The 13,847-nt window shown below is 63.9% G+C and carries 13 protein-coding genes; 10 read left to right on the top strand and 3 right to left on the bottom strand.

Annotation, left to right across the window (positions count from 1 at the left end; translation table 11 throughout):
• The 3 genes from B7X90_RS09510 to B7X90_RS09500 form a co-directional block, all read left to right on the top strand.
• The coding region (locus B7X90_RS09510; RefSeq protein ID WP_292623915.1) for an aminotransferase class V-fold PLP-dependent enzyme at window positions 1–250 on the top strand (250 nt) is incomplete at its 5' end.
• A complete protein-coding gene (locus B7X90_RS09505) occupies window positions 247–729 on the top strand; it encodes an SUF system Fe-S cluster assembly protein (RefSeq protein WP_292623912.1) in 483 nt (160 codons plus the stop codon). The genes B7X90_RS09510 and B7X90_RS09505, both read left to right, overlap by 4 nt.
• Window positions 730–752: 23 nt before the next feature.
• The gene (locus B7X90_RS09500) at window positions 753–1,121 is read left to right on the top strand and encodes an iron-sulfur cluster assembly accessory protein (protein WP_292623911.1); all 369 of its coding nucleotides are present in this window, start codon (window positions 753–755) and stop codon (window positions 1,119–1,121) included.
• Here B7X90_RS09500 and B7X90_RS09495 read toward each other — a convergent pair.
• From B7X90_RS09495 to thrS, 3 genes are all read right to left on the bottom strand, one after another.
• A complete protein-coding gene (locus B7X90_RS09495; protein WP_292623909.1) occupies window positions 1,118–2,059 on the bottom strand; it encodes a hypothetical protein in 942 nt (313 codons plus the stop codon). The genes B7X90_RS09500 and B7X90_RS09495 overlap by 4 nt on opposite strands.
• Before the next feature lie 52 nt (window positions 2,060–2,111).
• Complete coding sequence (locus B7X90_RS09490) at window positions 2,112–2,855, bottom strand: sulfite exporter TauE/SafE family protein (protein WP_292623906.1); 744 nt, start codon at window positions 2,853–2,855, stop codon at window positions 2,112–2,114.
• A gap of 159 nt (window positions 2,856–3,014) precedes the next feature.
• Window positions 3,015–5,006, bottom strand: a complete 1,992-nt coding sequence (gene thrS / locus B7X90_RS09485) for a threonine--tRNA ligase (RefSeq protein WP_292623903.1) — start codon at window positions 5,004–5,006, stop codon at window positions 3,015–3,017.
• A 361-nt stretch (window positions 5,007–5,367) separates the two neighbouring features.
• Here thrS and B7X90_RS09480 point away from each other — a divergent pair, with 361 nt between their 5' ends.
• The 7 genes from B7X90_RS09480 (at window position 5,368) to B7X90_RS09450 (ending at window position 13,771) form a co-directional block, all read left to right on the top strand.
• The gene (locus B7X90_RS09480; protein WP_292623901.1) at window positions 5,368–5,793 is read left to right on the top strand and encodes a hypothetical protein; all 426 of its coding nucleotides are present in this window, start codon (window positions 5,368–5,370) and stop codon (window positions 5,791–5,793) included.
• Window positions 5,790–5,984 (top strand): helix-turn-helix transcriptional regulator, encoded by a 195-nt coding sequence (locus tag B7X90_RS09475; RefSeq protein WP_292623899.1) that lies wholly within the window; start codon window positions 5,790–5,792, stop codon window positions 5,982–5,984. Before B7X90_RS09480 ends, B7X90_RS09475 begins: the two co-directional genes overlap by 4 nt.
• A gap of 2 nt (window positions 5,985–5,986) precedes the next feature.
• Window positions 5,987–6,151 carry a hypothetical protein gene (locus tag B7X90_RS09470; RefSeq protein ID WP_292623897.1) on the top strand — a complete coding sequence of 55 codons (165 nt, stop codon included), beginning with the start codon at window positions 5,987–5,989 and terminating at the stop codon, window positions 6,149–6,151.
• 48 nt (window positions 6,152–6,199) lie between these two features.
• Window positions 6,200–6,934, top strand: coding sequence for an alpha/beta hydrolase (locus B7X90_RS09465; RefSeq protein WP_292623895.1), 735 nt, complete (start codon window positions 6,200–6,202; stop codon window positions 6,932–6,934).
• A gap of 7 nt (window positions 6,935–6,941) precedes the next feature.
• The gene (locus B7X90_RS09460) at window positions 6,942–7,862 is read left to right on the top strand and encodes a tetratricopeptide repeat protein (RefSeq protein WP_292623894.1); all 921 of its coding nucleotides are present in this window, start codon (window positions 6,942–6,944) and stop codon (window positions 7,860–7,862) included.
• A complete protein-coding gene (locus tag B7X90_RS09455) occupies window positions 7,859–8,851 on the top strand; it encodes an LLM class flavin-dependent oxidoreductase (protein WP_292623892.1) in 993 nt (330 codons plus the stop codon). The genes B7X90_RS09460 and B7X90_RS09455 overlap by 4 nt, the downstream gene beginning before the upstream one ends.
• 249 nt (window positions 8,852–9,100) lie before the next feature.
• Window positions 9,101–13,771 carry an NAD-glutamate dehydrogenase domain-containing protein gene (locus tag B7X90_RS09450; protein WP_292623890.1) on the top strand — a complete coding sequence of 1,557 codons (4,671 nt, stop codon included), beginning with the start codon at window positions 9,101–9,103 and terminating at the stop codon, window positions 13,769–13,771.
• Window positions 13,772–13,847: the final 76 nt, after the last annotated feature.

The raw sequence follows: 13,847 nt of genomic DNA, 5'->3' as shown, positions 1-13,847 counted from the left end.
CCTGTTCGGACCGGAAGACAGCGCCGGCATCCTCAGCTTCGCGCTGGAAGGCGTCCACCCGCACGATCTGGGCACCATTCTGGACGAGGAAGGCGTGGCCATCCGCGCCGGGCACCACTGCGCGCAGCCGCTGATGGCGCACCTTGGCGTGCCCGCCACCGCCCGCGCCAGCTTCGGCATCTACAGCGATGAAAGCGATATTGCCGCGCTCGTGCGCGGCATCGAGAGGACCAAGAGGATCTTCGGATGAGCGAGAACGAACCCAAATTCGTGGTTGAGGAAGTGGAAGCGGTTGCCGCGCCCAAGCGCGCCTTCGTGGAAGATGCGCCGGAAGAATCGGCTGCCGACAAACTCGAACGCAAACGCGACTATCTTGAAGGCTTCCTCGCGGCCAAGCCCGAAGCCGTCTCTCCCGCAGAGCCGGGCGGCGATATCTACGAAGGCGTGGTCAATGCGCTGAAAGAGATTTTCGACCCCGAAATCCCGGTCAACATCTATGACCTCGGCCTGATCTACGGCGTCGAAGTGTCGCCCGATGCGGATGTCACCGTCAACATGACGCTGACGACGCCGCATTGCCCGGTCGCCGAATCGATGCCCGGTGAAGTGGAGCTACGCGTTTCGGCGGTACCCGGCGTGCGCGATGCCGAAGTCAATCTTGTCTGGGACCCGCCATGGGATCCTGCCAAGATGAGCGATGAAGCCAAGCTTGAGCTGGGAATGCTCTGAACGCTCCCCATATAGGTGAAGCCATGAACACCGAGACCCAGACCAAAGCCCGCCGCCCCCGCCCCGCCGCTGTGATCCTCACGGCCAGCGCAGAGGCGCGCGTGGCGCATCTGATGGACACCGCCCCCGAAGGCGCGATCGGCGTAAAGCTCTCCACCCCGCGCCGGGGCTGCTCGGGCCTCGCCTATTCGGTGGACTACGTGATGCAGGCCGATCCGCTCGACGAAAAGATCGAGACCCCCGGCGGCCTGTTCTTCATCGACAGCGCCTCGGTGCTCTACCTGATCGGCAGCACGATGGACTGGCAGGAAGATGATTTCACCGCCGGTTTCGTGTTCCAGAACCCTAACGCCAAGGGTGCCTGCGGTTGCGGCGAAAGCTTTACGGTTTAAGCCTCGGCCAAAAACCGCAGCAAAGCCTGATCGAGCGCGTCGACCTCATTGTTGGCATCGATCCGCGCCTGCAACCAGGTGCTCTCGGTATCGGTCACCGCGTGATCCTGCGCAGCCTCGGCAAAGACGTCACGTTCCGGCTGCTTGCGCCCAAAGCCCACATCACGCAGTGCCTGAGCAAAGCTGCTGACATCGGTCCGGGCCATGCGGCCAAAGAACTTGCCGATATGGCTACCGCGATCATTCATGAACGCTTCCAGCTCGGCCGCCCGCTCACGCGTCAGGCCTTTCGCGCCGTTCCAGCCCTGCAGGTAGTTGCCCACCCCCTGCACGAACAGCCGCTCCCAGGCAGGAGCGTTGTCTGCACCCAGCGTCGCGTCCTTCAGCCGGAACAGCATCTCCGCCTCGCGCCGGCTCACACCCGCAGGACGGTCCCCGCCTGAAGCAAAGATCGTGCGGCGGATCAGCGTGCATTCGGCGGCTGAAATTACGCCCGCCTGCAACTCGCCGCCACAACGCGTCGGCCCTTCGCCGGTCAGCACTTCGCGCTCGATCTGCTGCAGCACGAACACCCGCAACCCATCAGGCGCGGACTCCGCCTTTTCCAGCACGCGCACCAGCAGTTCCAGTTCGGTCAGGCTGCCCACCTTGCCATCGTGCGAGACCCGCTCAATCAGCCAGCGTGCATTCTCGACCGAGATATGGCCCTTGGGCGCAGCGGTATTCACCACGAACTCGACGAGCGCCTCGATAAAGAAGTCCGACCACTCGCGCGTCGGCTCGGCGATCTGGTCGTTGAGGATGAAGATGGCTTCGGCCTCTTCGGGATCGATCTTGCCATCGGGCCAAGCGGCCCGGCGCAGCGCCAGAATTTCCTGTGCGGAGATCGCGCTGTCTTCGGCGGCTTGTGCAGCCAGAGCGCGGAAGTGCAAGGTCATGCGGTTACGGTCCCTCAAGCGTCCAATCGCAGCCTGACTTAAGGGAAACCGCTTAATTTGGCGTTATCAGCCGCACGACGGCCATCAACGCCGACATCGCCAGCAGGAACCCCACAAACCCGCGCCACGCCGCATCGCTCACTTTGCCGAACGCCATGCTGCCCAGATGATTGCCCGCCAGCACCGGCCCGAACAGCAGCAGCGCAAACAGCGCATCGCGCCACGAAGCCAGCCCCAACGCCAGCGCCGCAACCGTGCTGGCAATCGACGTCAGCAGAAAAACCGTGAGCATCGAAGCCCGCGCCACTTCACGCGGAATCGGACGACGCAAGTAATAGGGCACTACCGGCGGCCCCGGCATCCCGGCAAAGCCCGTCAGCAGCCCCGCCGCCGCGCCGGTCAGCCCGGTCTCCACCGTACCCGGCGCGTGTCCCGGCCTGGCGGGCAGCAGCACCAGCAGGAATGCCGCAATCGCCACTCCCGCAATCAGCACCCGCGCCAGCCCCGGCGGCGTGGCGAACAGCACCAGCAGCCCCACCGGCGTCAGCAGCATCGCCGTCCCGCCGATCACGCCTGCGCTCGTCTCGCCCGCGTTCCACACCTTGCGCGCGCCAACCAGCCCGATAAGCAGGCCCAGCATGTTGGAGACGACCACCGCCTCACCCGGCGAAATCACCAGTCCGATCAAAGGCACCAGCAGGATCGCCATGCCAAACCCCGCCAGCCCGCGCACGAATGCGGCAACGAATGCCGCCAATGCGCAAAGGCCGAGGGAGAGAAGCGGCAGGCCGAGCATCATCCTCCCCGGCACGGGGAGGGGGACCGCCCGAAGGGTGGTGGAGGGGACTCTCCCCCAAACACAACGCTTACCGGATAGCCCCCTCCACCATGCTGCGCATGGTCCCCCTCCCCGTGCCGGGGAGGATGCGAAAGGTCAGTTCCGTGCTTCAAGCGGTCACTTCAAATCCGGCGCCAAAGCCTCACCCTTCAGTAAGGCAATCGCCTCATCCAGCGGCATCACCTTCTGGTGCTGTTCGCCCAGAATGCGGATCGCCACGGTGCCTTCCTCGGCCTCGCGCTTGCCCACCACCAGCAGGTAGGGAACCTTGGCCACCGAATGCTCGCGCACCTTGTAGTTGATCTTCTCGTTGCGAAGATCGCTTTCGGCGCGGATGCCCGCCGCCTTCAGCTTGGCCAGCGCCTCAACGGCATAGTCATCCGCGTCCGAAACGATGGTTGCCACCACCGCCTGCACCGGGGCGAGCCACACCGGCAGACGCCCGGCAAAATGCTCGATCAGAATGCCGATGAAGCGCTCGTAGCTGCCAAAGATCGCGCGGTGCAGCATCACCGGGCGATGCTTCTCGCCATCCTCGCCCACATAGTTCGCGTCCAGCCGTTCGGGCAGCACGCGGTCGGACTGGATCGTGCCCACCTGCCAGGTACGGCCAATCGCATCGGTCAGGTGCCATTCCAGCTTGGGCGCATAGAACGCGCCTTCACCCGGCAGTTCTTCCCAGCCATATTCCTCAGTCGCCAGCCCCGCGCGCACCACGGCCGCGCGCAACTCGCTCTCGGCCATGTCCCACATCTCTTCGGTGCCGAACCGCTTTTCAGGGCGCAGCGCCAGCTTGATCGAGTAGGTAAAGCCGAAATGCTTGTAGACGCGGTCGGCCAGTTCGCAGAACGCCTGCACTTCGTCGACGATCTGGTCTTCGCGGCAGAAGATGTGCGCATCGTCCTGCGTGAACTGGCGCACGCGCATCAGCCCGTGCAGCGCGCCGTGCGGTTCGTTGCGGTGGCAGCAGCCGTTTTCGTACAGCCGCATCGGCAGATCGCGGTAGCTTTTCAGCCCCTGCCGAAAGATCAGCACGTGCGCAGGGCAGTTCATCGGCTTGAGCGCCATCCAGTCGGCCTCGCCGCTGATGACCGGGCCTTCATCATCCACGTTCGGCACTTCATCGGGGATCACGAACATGTTCTCGCGATACTTGCCCCAGTGCCCGGACTGCTCCCACTGGCGCGCGTCCATCACTTGCGGAGTCTTCACCTCGCGATAGCCCGCGCCATCGATCGCGCGGCGCATATAGGCTTCCAGCTCGCGCCAGATCAGATAGCCCTTGGGATGCCAGAACACGCTGCCATGCGCTTCGGCCTGCAGATGGAACAGGTCCATCTCGTTACCCAGCTTGCGATGATCTCGCTTGGCCGCTTCTTCCAGCCGCGTCATATGCGCGTCGAGCTGCTTCTTGTTGAGCCAGCCGGTGCCATAGATGCGCGATAGCATCGCGTTGTTCTGATCGCCGCGCCAGTACGCACCCGAAACGCGCGTCAGCTTGAAGGCATTGGGATCCAGCTTGCCGGTGGAAGGCAAGTGCGGCCCCCGGCACATGTCGAGCCAGTCGTCGCCCGACCAGTAAACCGTCAGCGGCTCATCCCCCGGCAGTTCCGCCGCCCACTCCGCCTTGAAGCTCTCTCCCTGCTGCTTCCAGCGCGAAATCAATTGCTCGCGGCTCCAGACCTCGCGGCGCAACGGCTTGTTCGCGCCGATGATCTTGCGCATCTGCGCCTCGATCGCGGGCAAATCCTCTTCGGTAAAGGGCCGCTCGGCAGGCGCAAAGTCATAGTAGAACCCGTCGTCCGTGCTCGGCCCGAAGGTGATCTGCGTGCCCGGAAACAGTGCCTGCACTGCTTCAGCCAGAATATGCGCAAAGTCATGCCGCGCCAGCTCGAGCGCCTCGGCCTCGTCCTTCGCCGTCACCAGCGCCAGCGCTGCGTCAGCCGTGAAAGGCCGCGAAAGATCGACGAGTTCGCCATCCACCCGCGCCGCCAGCGCCGCCTTGGCAAGGCCGGGACCAATCGCGGCGGCAATGTCAGCCGGAGTGCTTCCCGGCGCAACCTCACGCACGGAACCATCGGGCAGGGTGATCTTCAGCAATTCGGACATGCAGGACTCTCTAAGCGATCTGGCGAAACGCAATCTGGCCGGTGCCTTGCCACAGGAACGCAGCCACCGAAAGGGCGCGCATCGGATTTGAAGTCGGTTCGGGAGGCGATGCGCAAACCCACCCGAACCGGGCGGCGGCATCGCGGCAGGCTCTAGGCCAGCAGCAACCGCCCCCGGCTCGCGGGGGTAGCGGTTGTAGTGCGGGTGAAGTGGCGTGCCATGATGGGCCGTGTTTAGCGGACGATTGACGCCGAGTCATCCACCAAAGTGGTCAAGCAACATTGTCACAATGACAATGACACTTGACACTGGGGCAAATCTAGTCAAGTACCCTTGTCATGAGATCAAGGAGGCTTGACCAATGACCTGCAAAAAGAACAATCCCGCGGTGCGCCGCTACACGATCAGGCTGGCCGTGCTGATGTCGGCCTATGTCGGCCTGCTCATTTTCTCGAAGCTGATGTTCAAGCATGGCTATGCGCACGGCGTGCTTGCCTATGGCCTTGCGCTGCTGCCCGCATTTCCGATCATCGGCGTCGTCTGGGCAGTGATGCGCCTGCTGGTGGAACAGACCGACGAATATCTGCGGATGCTAATGGTGCGCCAAACGCTGTTTGCCACCGGCTTTACACTGGTCATTACCAGCGTGCGTGAATGGTTGCAGAACTTCGATCTTATCTCGTCCGAAGACGGCGGCTTTGGCGCCACGTTCTTCTGGTTCGTCGGCCTTGGGATCGGCGGTGCAATCAACGCTCTGCTGGAACGGCGCGGAAGGAACGCCGAATGAACAACCGCCTCAAGGTGCTGCGCGCAGAGCGCAACTGGAGCCAGGCCGATCTGGCCGAGAGGCTGGATGTCAGCCGCCAGTCGGTCAACGCGATCGAAACCGGCAAATACGATCCCTCGCTCCCCCTCGCCTTCCGCATTTCCGACCTGTTCGGACTGCCGATCGAAGATATTTTCCAGCGTGGAGAATGACCGTGTTCTGCAAGGATAACCGTCGCAATTTCGGCATGTGGATGGCCATCGCTGTCGCCATCACCGCCGCATCGATGTCGTCAAGCAGACCGCGCAAGGCGGAGACACCCGCATCGCCCGCAAGCCACACCGTTCCACGTGCAACACTCTCGCTTTCGCTGAATTAGCCGGACCGCAGCCTTGCCCCGGCGCACCTACCGCACCATGACTGGGGCATGACCGACCCTATCCGCTTCACCCTGCCCTCCGGCCAGCAGATGGCCTATCGCCACCTTCCCGGCACAGCACCAACTGTGGTCTTCCTCCCCGGCTACATGTCCGACATGGCGGGCAGCAAGGCGCAGGCGGTGATGGAATGGGCGCAGCAAAGGGGCCGTGCCTGCCTTTTGCTGGACTATACCGGCTGCGGGCAAAGCGACGGGGACTTTGCCAATGGTCGCCTGTCACAATGGCGCGACGAGGTGATGGCGCTGATCGATCATCTGGGCATCGAATCCGTCCAGCTTGTCGGCTCCAGCATGGGCGGCTGGCTGATGCTGCTGATTGCCGAAGCGCTGGGAGCGCGGGCCAAGGCGCTGGTCGGCATCGCGCCCGCGCCCGATTTCACCGAATGGGGCTTTTCCCAGTCGCAGCGGATCGAACTCGCCTCGGGCCGCACGATCTATGAAGAAAATCCTTATGGGCCAGAGCCTACGCCCACTCATGCCGGGTTCTTTTCCGACGGCGAAAGGCACCGGCGGCTGGGCGGGGAAATTGCTTTCGATGGGCCGGTACGCCTGCTCCACGGGCAGGCCGATGCCGATGTGCCGTGGGAAATTTCGCTGCGCCTCGCTCGCGCCTTGCGTTCAGCCGATGTGCAGGTCCACCTGATCAAGGACGGCGATCACCGGCTTTCGCGTGTGGCCGATATTGCCTTGCTCTTGCGCGAACTTGCCGATCTTGAAGGATAAGACGCCCATGATCGATCTGCCGCCCCCCTTGTTCGCTGTAGAACAAGTGCAGGAAGCATCGCTCATGCAGATCGGCCCCGCCACCATGCCGATGCGCCCCTCGGATCTGCCGATCCCGCGTCGCCGCAGTGTGGAACAGCAGCGCGAGACAGATCGCGCGGCCGGATTGGAGCGCCCCGATTTGCCTGAACAGGACCGCCTTGCCGATTGCCTTGCCAAGGCAAAGACCAATCCCGACGCCGCAATGGTCGAAGTGCAGACCTGGCTGGGCGAAAGCCGCGACACCGGCCAGCAAGTCCGCGCCAACCAGTGCCTTGGCATGTTGCGCTCGAACGCGGGCGACTTCGCAGGAGCGCTGGAAGCCTTTGCGCAAGCTGTGGCAGGCGTGCCCAAGGAGCAGGAAGTTGCCGCCGTGCCGCTGATGGGCATGGCGGGCAACGCCGCGCTCGCCGCCGGAAAGCCGGAAGATGCGCTGGGCTGGCTGGACCGCGCGGTGGCGGTACAGGGCAGCGCAGACAACGCCGCGCTGGCCGAAATCCAGATCGACCGGTCGCGCGCTCTGGTGGCGCTGGCCCGCAACGCCGAGGCAGCTTCAGCGCTTGACGAAGTGCATCGCCTTACCCCCGAAGCGCCGGAGGGCTGGCTGCTTTCCGCCACGCTGGCGCGGCGCATGGATGATCTCCCCCGCGCGCAGCGTGACATTGAAATCGCCAGCAAATACGATCCGCGCGATCCCCGCATCGGGCTTGAAGCAGGCGTCATCGCTGTGCTTTCGGGCCGGGATGAGGCCGCGCGCAAATCGTGGGAATCGGTTGTGGCGGTTGATGGGGATGGTGAAGCGGGAAAGGTTGCAAAAAGCTACCTTGAACAGTTGGGACCGGTGCCTACATCCAACACGTCTCCAACAACCGAAAAGCCAAACCCATGAAAATCTCCATCCTCGATCTGGTCAGTGTGGTCGAGGGTGGGACAGCGCGCGAAGCGCTCGACAACTCTGCCGCCGCCGCCAAAGTGGCCGAAGAATGCGGGTTTGAACGCTACTGGGTGGCCGAACATCACGGGATGGAAGGCCTTGCCGGAGCGGCGACTTCTGTAGCGCTGGCGCATATCGGGCAGGGCACTTCGCGCATCCGCATTGGCGCGGGCGGGATCATGCTGCCCAACCACAACCCTCTTGTTATCGCTGAACAATTCGGCACGCTCGACGCGCTGTTTCCGGGCCGCGTAGACCTTGGGCTGGGCCGCGCGCCGGGTGCTGATCAGCGCATCATGCGCGCGCTGCACAAGGATACGAACCGCGCGGCAGAGGACTTTCCGCAGGACGTGGTGGAATTGCAGGCCCTGTTCGCAGGCGATGCGCGGGTGCCGTTGCAGGCCTATCCGGCCAAGGGCGCCAAAGTGCAGATGTGGATTCTGGGGTCGAGCCTGTTCGGCGCGCAGCTGGCCGCGATGCTCGGCCTGCCCTATGCCTTCGCCTCGCACTTTGCGCCCGATCACCTTGATTCCGCACTGAAAATCTATCGCGAGCGATTCCAGCCCTCCGCCTTCCTCGACGCCCCCTATTGCGCCGCTGCGATCAACGTGGTGGCCGCCGATACCGATGAGGAAGCGCAACTGCTCGCCTCGTCGATGGATCAGGCTTTTGTTGCGCTGCGCACCGGAACGCCGGGCAAGCTGAAGCCGCCGGTGCCTGGGTATCGCGACTCGCTCCCGCCTCAGGCGCTCGCCATGCTGGAGCACGTGCGACAGGTCAGCACTTGCGGCACGGTGGAGACGGTGCGGGCGGGGCTGAATGCCTTCAAGGCACGCACAGGGGCCGACGAAGTTATTGTTGCAGCATCGATTTTCGATCAGGCGGCGCGGCTGAAATCGCTGCGGCTGACGGCTGAGGCAGCGCGCGAAACGGTGGATTCGTGAAGTGCACCTAAATGCACCTAAACGACACCAAAATGCACCTGGCTGCATCTGAACTGCCGCAAAGCCTTGGTATCGGCACCTTTTACCGCCCCAAAGGTTACAACCGCAGGTTAAGCCGTCTGCGCCAGTGAACCGGACTTGTGACCTCGCGCAGTCTGGGTTAGCATATGGAATAATGATACAAGATTGTATTGCATAATTACAATCGAGGGTAATATTTCTCTCGTGCTGGAGAGCCGGAAAATCGCCATGGCGTCAACATCCGCAACCGTATCCGAACCCACCGATACACTCGCCTTCGCCCTCGCCGAACGCTTCGCCGCAGCGCTGCTGCCCGATGAAGCCCGCGATTTCGACAATGCGCGGCTGGCCGAAGCCGCCCGCTTCGCCGCTGGTGCGGCTGCCATCCGCAAGGGCAGCGATCCTGCCATCGCCATTGAAAGCGTCAGCGGAACCGGCAGTGCCGAGCGGCACTTGCGCATTGCGGCCATCAACGATGACATGCCTTTCCTTGTCGATTCAATCACTTCTGCAATCACCGCGCAAGGATTGACCATCGACCGTCTGGTCCACCCCGTCACCGCCGTGCGCCGCGATGCCGAGGGGAAGCTGACCGATCTTCCGGCAGGCGATGCCAGCGGAGAACGCCGCGAATCCATCGTTTACCTCGAAACCGAACGCGCCGACGCGCGCCAGCGCCGCGCGCTGATTGCCGCGCTGGATGAAACGCTGGCCGATGTTCGCGCTGCCGTGGCCGATTGGCCGATGATGCAGGCGGCAATGCGCGCCGATGCCGATGGTCTGGCCGATCCCGAAGGCGCAGCGCTGTTGCGCTGGCTGGCGGACGGGATGCTGACGCAACTGGGCAGCGTGACGCGCCACCGCGACGGCGCGCTCGAAAAGCCGCTGGGCATCTGCCGCGCGAGCGAGCGCAGCCTGCTGGCCGATGCGTCGTATGACCGTGCCTTTGCGTGGTTCGAAAGCGGGAAGGGCCGTGCGCCCTTGATCGTCAAGGCGAACCGCATCGCCAATGTCCACCGCCGCGTGCCGCTCGACCTGTTCATCGTGCCTCGCATCGAAGGCGGCAAGGTGGTAGCGCTTTCCGTCCACGCGGGCGTGTGGACCAGTGCCGCACTGGGCGCCGCGCCGGACCGCATTCCGCGCCTGCGCACCCAGCTTTCCGAGCTGATGGACAAGTTCGGCTTTTCGCCCAACGGCCACGCCGGCAAGGCGTTGGTCCATGCGCTGACCGCGCTGCCGCACGATCTGCTGATCTCGTTCGCCGAGGCCGATCTTGAGCGTGTTGTCACCGCGACGATGAGCCTGGTGGACCGCCCACGTCCGCGCCTTGCGCTGGTGGAGGCGCCGCTGGCCCGGCATATGTTCGCCTTTGTGTGGCTGCCGCGTGATGCACTGTCCACCGAAGTGCGGCTTTCGATCATGGCAATGCTGGAAAGCGCAGCGGGCGCTCAAGTGCTTGATTGGGCGCTGCAAGTGGACGGCAGCACGCTGGCCATGCTGCGCTTTGTGCTGGATGTGCGCGAACAGGACGCGCCTGTTGATGAAGATGCGCTGGACCTGCAATTGCAGTCCATGGTGCGCGGCTGGGCAGGCGCGGTGGAGAGCGAACTCGCCGCTACCGAAGACCTGTCTCGTGCAGCCGCAATTGCCGCGCGCTATGCCGATGCCTTCCCCATTTCCTACCGCAATTCGTCCGGCCCTGCCGAGGCGGCTTGCGACATCCGCGTGTTGCGCACGCTGGCAGGCAGCAAGGCCCCCCGCCGCGCCGCGCGCCTGCACCGCAACGCCAGCAAACTGGCATTGCGGCTGAAACTGTACCAACGCGAGGGCGCGATCGTGCTGTCCGATGCTGTGCCGGTGCTGGAAAACTTCGGCTTCCGCGTGCTGGAGGAAATGCCGACGCCGCTTGATGGCGGGCGTCTGGGCTATATCCACGATTTCCTCGTTTCCCACCCGGCGGATACGTCGGTGGACGATCTGCTGGCGCGTGCCGAATCCATCGAAGGTTCGTTGGCGGCGGTGCTGAACGGAGCGGCAGAGGACGATGCGTTCAACCGCCTGATCGTTGCCACAGGCCTCACCGCCATCGAGGCCAACTGGCTGCGCGCATTCTATCGCTATCTGCGGCAGGCGGGCATGACGTTTGGCATTCCGACCGTGGTGGAAGCGCTGAAAAACGCGCCTGCCGTGACGCGCGGCCTGGTCGATGCTTTCGTGGCACGCCATGATCCGGCCTTCACCGGTGACCGCGATGCTGCCTTTGCCGAAGCCGAAGAGCGCATCAAGGCGGGCCTTGCAGGCGTGGCCGCGATCAATGACGATCGCCTGCTGCGCCAGTTCCGCGCGCTGGTGGGCGCGATCCTGCGCACCAATGCCTTTGCCCCGGCGGCGGCTGAGGCATTGGCGTTCAAGATCGATTCCTCAATGGTTCCAGGCCTGCCCAAGCCTCTGCCTTGGCGCGAGATTTTTGTTTATTCTCCGCGCGTTGAAGGCATTCATCTGCGCGCCGGACCCGTTGCACGCGGCGGCCTGCGCTGGTCTGACCGGCGCGACGATTTCCGCACCGAAGTGCTCGGCCTGATGAAGGCGCAGCGCGTGAAAAATGCGGTGATCGTGCCGACCGGGGCCAAGGGCGGCTTCTATCCCAAGCACTTGCCCGATCCTGTGCGCGACCGCGAAGGCTGGCTGGCCGAGGGCAAAGCCAGCTATCAGGTGTTCATCCGCACGCTGCTTTCGGTAACCGACAATATCGTCGAAGGCGCGGTAGTGCATCCCGATGCCGTGGTGGTGCGCGATGGTGAAGACCCGTACTTCGTGGTTGCCGCCGACAAGGGCACCGCAACGTTCTCCGACGTGGCCAATGCCATCGCCGAATCGCGCGACTTCTGGCTCGACGATGCTTTCGCCAGCGGCGGATCGAAAGGTTACGACCACAAGGCGATGGGCATTACCGCCAAGGGCGCGTGGCTTTCGGTGCGGCGGCACTTCCTTGAAATGGGCGTGGACGTGCAGAGCGAGCCGGTGCGCGTGGCGGGCTGCGGCGATATGTCGGGCGACGTGTTCGGCAACGGGATGCTGCTGTCCAAGGCGCTGAAAGTGGTGGCAGCGTTCGATCACCGGCACATCTTTCTCGACCCCGATCCCGATCCGGCCACGAGTTGGGAAGAGCGCGCGCGGATGTTCGCGCTGCCGCGTTCGAGCTGGGACGATTACGACAAAGGGCTGATTTCCGTAGGCGGCGGGGTGTTCCCGCGTTCGATGAAGGCGATTCCGCTTTCGGCGCAAGTGCAGGCAATGCTGGGCTTGGACGTGCCGGAGATCGACCCCGATTCGCTGATCACGGCGATCCTGCGCGCGCAAGTGGACCTGATGTGGTTCGGCGGCATCGGCACTTATGTGAAAGCCAGCACGCAGAACAACGTGGACGTGGGCGATCCTTCGAACGATTCGGTGCGCGTTTCGGCAGACGAAGTGCGCGCCAAAGTGATCGGCGAGGGGGCCAATCTTGGCACCACGCAGGCGGCGCGGATCGAGTTTTCGCTCCACGGTGGCCGCATCAACACCGACTTTATCGACAATTCGGCCGGCGTCGATTGTTCGGACAACGAAGTGAACATCAAGATCGCGCTGGCGGCGGCGAAGCGTTCCGGCAAGTTGACCGAGGATGCGCGCGTAGACCTGCTGGTTTCGATGACCGACGACGTTGCCCATCTGGTGCTGGAAGATAACCGGCTTCAGGCATTGGCGCTGTCCATTGCAGAGCGTGGCGGGGCGGCGGCAATGCCATCGTGGTCGCGCCTGATCGATGTGTTGGAAGAAGGCGGCGACCTGGACCGCAAGACGGAAGGGTTGGCGGGCACGGAAGATCTGGCTCGGCGTGCGGCGGCAGGGCAGGGCCTGACCCGGCCCGAACTGGCGGTGCTGCTTTCCAGCAGCAAGCTGGTGTTGCAGCGCGAGCTTGAGGAAAGCACCGTAGTCGATGATCCGGTGCTGGAAGAGGAACTGATCGCGGCCTTTCCGCCGCAGATGCAGGAAGCCTTTGAGGACGAAATCACGCACCATCGCCTGCGGCGTGAGATTATCGCGACCAAACTGGCCAACCGCGTGATCAACCGGCTTGGCCCGGTCATGCCGTTCGAACTGTGCGAGGAAGAGGGCGTTTCGCTGGCGCAGATCGTTGCGGCCTTTGTGGCGGCAGAGCGGCTGCTGGATCTGCGCAAGACGTGGGACATGCTGGATACAGCAGCAATGCCCGAAACGCTGCGACTGGCGCTGTTCGAGCGGACAGCGCAGGGCCTGCGCGGGCACATTGCCGATGTGCTGCGGGCCGGGCACGGGTCGGTGCAGCCGGGCGATCTGATCGAGGATCTGTTCGGCGGCGTGGGCCTGCTTTCGCATACGGCAGCGCAATTGCTGCGCGGAGAGGCGCAGGAACAGGCACGGGTCATGGCCGACGAATTGGCGGTAGCCGGGGCGCCTGCCGAAATCGCAGCGCGGCTGGTGCATCTTTACGACATGGACGGCGCGGTGGGACTTGCCCATCTGGCGGGCGAGCTGAACGTCGATGCGGGAGCGCTGACCGGGGCCTTTGCGGATCTGGGCGCAACGCTCGGGCTGGACTGGGCACAACAGGCCGCGCGGCGGATGAACCCGTCCGATCCGTGGGAACGCCTGCTGGTGGCCGGGCTATCGCGCGATTTCGAACAGATGCGGCTGGATTTTCTGGCCCGTTCGAACGGGGTTTCGCCAGACACGTTCGTGGGCGACTGGCTGGGCGCGAATGCGGCGGCGGTGAAGCAGTTCCGCAGCCTGGTGGCGCGGGCACAGGCGGCGCCTGCTGTGGCGCCTGCGATGCTGGCCCAGGTGGCGAGCCAAGCGCGGACGCTGCTGGGGCGGTAAGAATACTGCTGCGGCGCACTGGATTGCTTCGCTGCGCTCGCCATGACGATGGAATGATATCCCAAATTCGTCATTG

Origin of the sequence: Novosphingobium sp. 17-62-19 (genome assembly GCF_002256775.1) — a bacterium.
Taxonomy (GTDB): Bacteria; Pseudomonadota; Alphaproteobacteria; order Sphingomonadales; family Sphingomonadaceae; genus Novosphingobium.
The sequence above is the reverse complement of the archived record's forward strand: the minus strand, read 5'-3'. Positions and strand labels throughout refer to the sequence as shown.

What these genes read in the sequence shown, in the direction of transcription:
- thrS (WP_292623903.1), bottom strand. Translation starts at nt 5,006, where the DNA reads ATGTCCGAATTGCTGAAGATCACCCTGCCCGATGGTTCCGTGCGTGAG.
- B7X90_RS09505 (WP_292623912.1), top strand. Translation starts at nt 247, where the DNA reads ATGAGCGAGAACGAACCCAAATTCGTGGTTGAGGAAGTGGAAGCGGTT.
- B7X90_RS09495 (WP_292623909.1), bottom strand. Translation starts at nt 2,059, where the DNA reads ATGACCTTGCACTTCCGCGCTCTGGCTGCACAAGCCGCCGAAGACAGC.
- B7X90_RS09490 (WP_292623906.1), bottom strand. Translation starts at nt 2,855, where the DNA reads ATGCTCGGCCTGCCGCTTCTCTCCCTCGGCCTTTGCGCATTGGCGGCA.
- B7X90_RS09450 (WP_292623890.1), top strand. Translation starts at nt 9,101, where the DNA reads ATGGCGTCAACATCCGCAACCGTATCCGAACCCACCGATACACTCGCC.
- B7X90_RS09460 (WP_292623894.1), top strand. Translation starts at nt 6,942, where the DNA reads ATGATCGATCTGCCGCCCCCCTTGTTCGCTGTAGAACAAGTGCAGGAA.
- B7X90_RS09455 (WP_292623892.1), top strand. Translation starts at nt 7,859, where the DNA reads ATGAAAATCTCCATCCTCGATCTGGTCAGTGTGGTCGAGGGTGGGACA.
- B7X90_RS09465 (WP_292623895.1), top strand. Translation starts at nt 6,200, where the DNA reads ATGACCGACCCTATCCGCTTCACCCTGCCCTCCGGCCAGCAGATGGCC.
- B7X90_RS09475 (WP_292623899.1), top strand. Translation starts at nt 5,790, where the DNA reads ATGAACAACCGCCTCAAGGTGCTGCGCGCAGAGCGCAACTGGAGCCAG.
- B7X90_RS09500 (WP_292623911.1), top strand. Translation starts at nt 753, where the DNA reads ATGAACACCGAGACCCAGACCAAAGCCCGCCGCCCCCGCCCCGCCGCT.
- B7X90_RS09480 (WP_292623901.1), top strand. Translation starts at nt 5,368, where the DNA reads ATGACCTGCAAAAAGAACAATCCCGCGGTGCGCCGCTACACGATCAGG.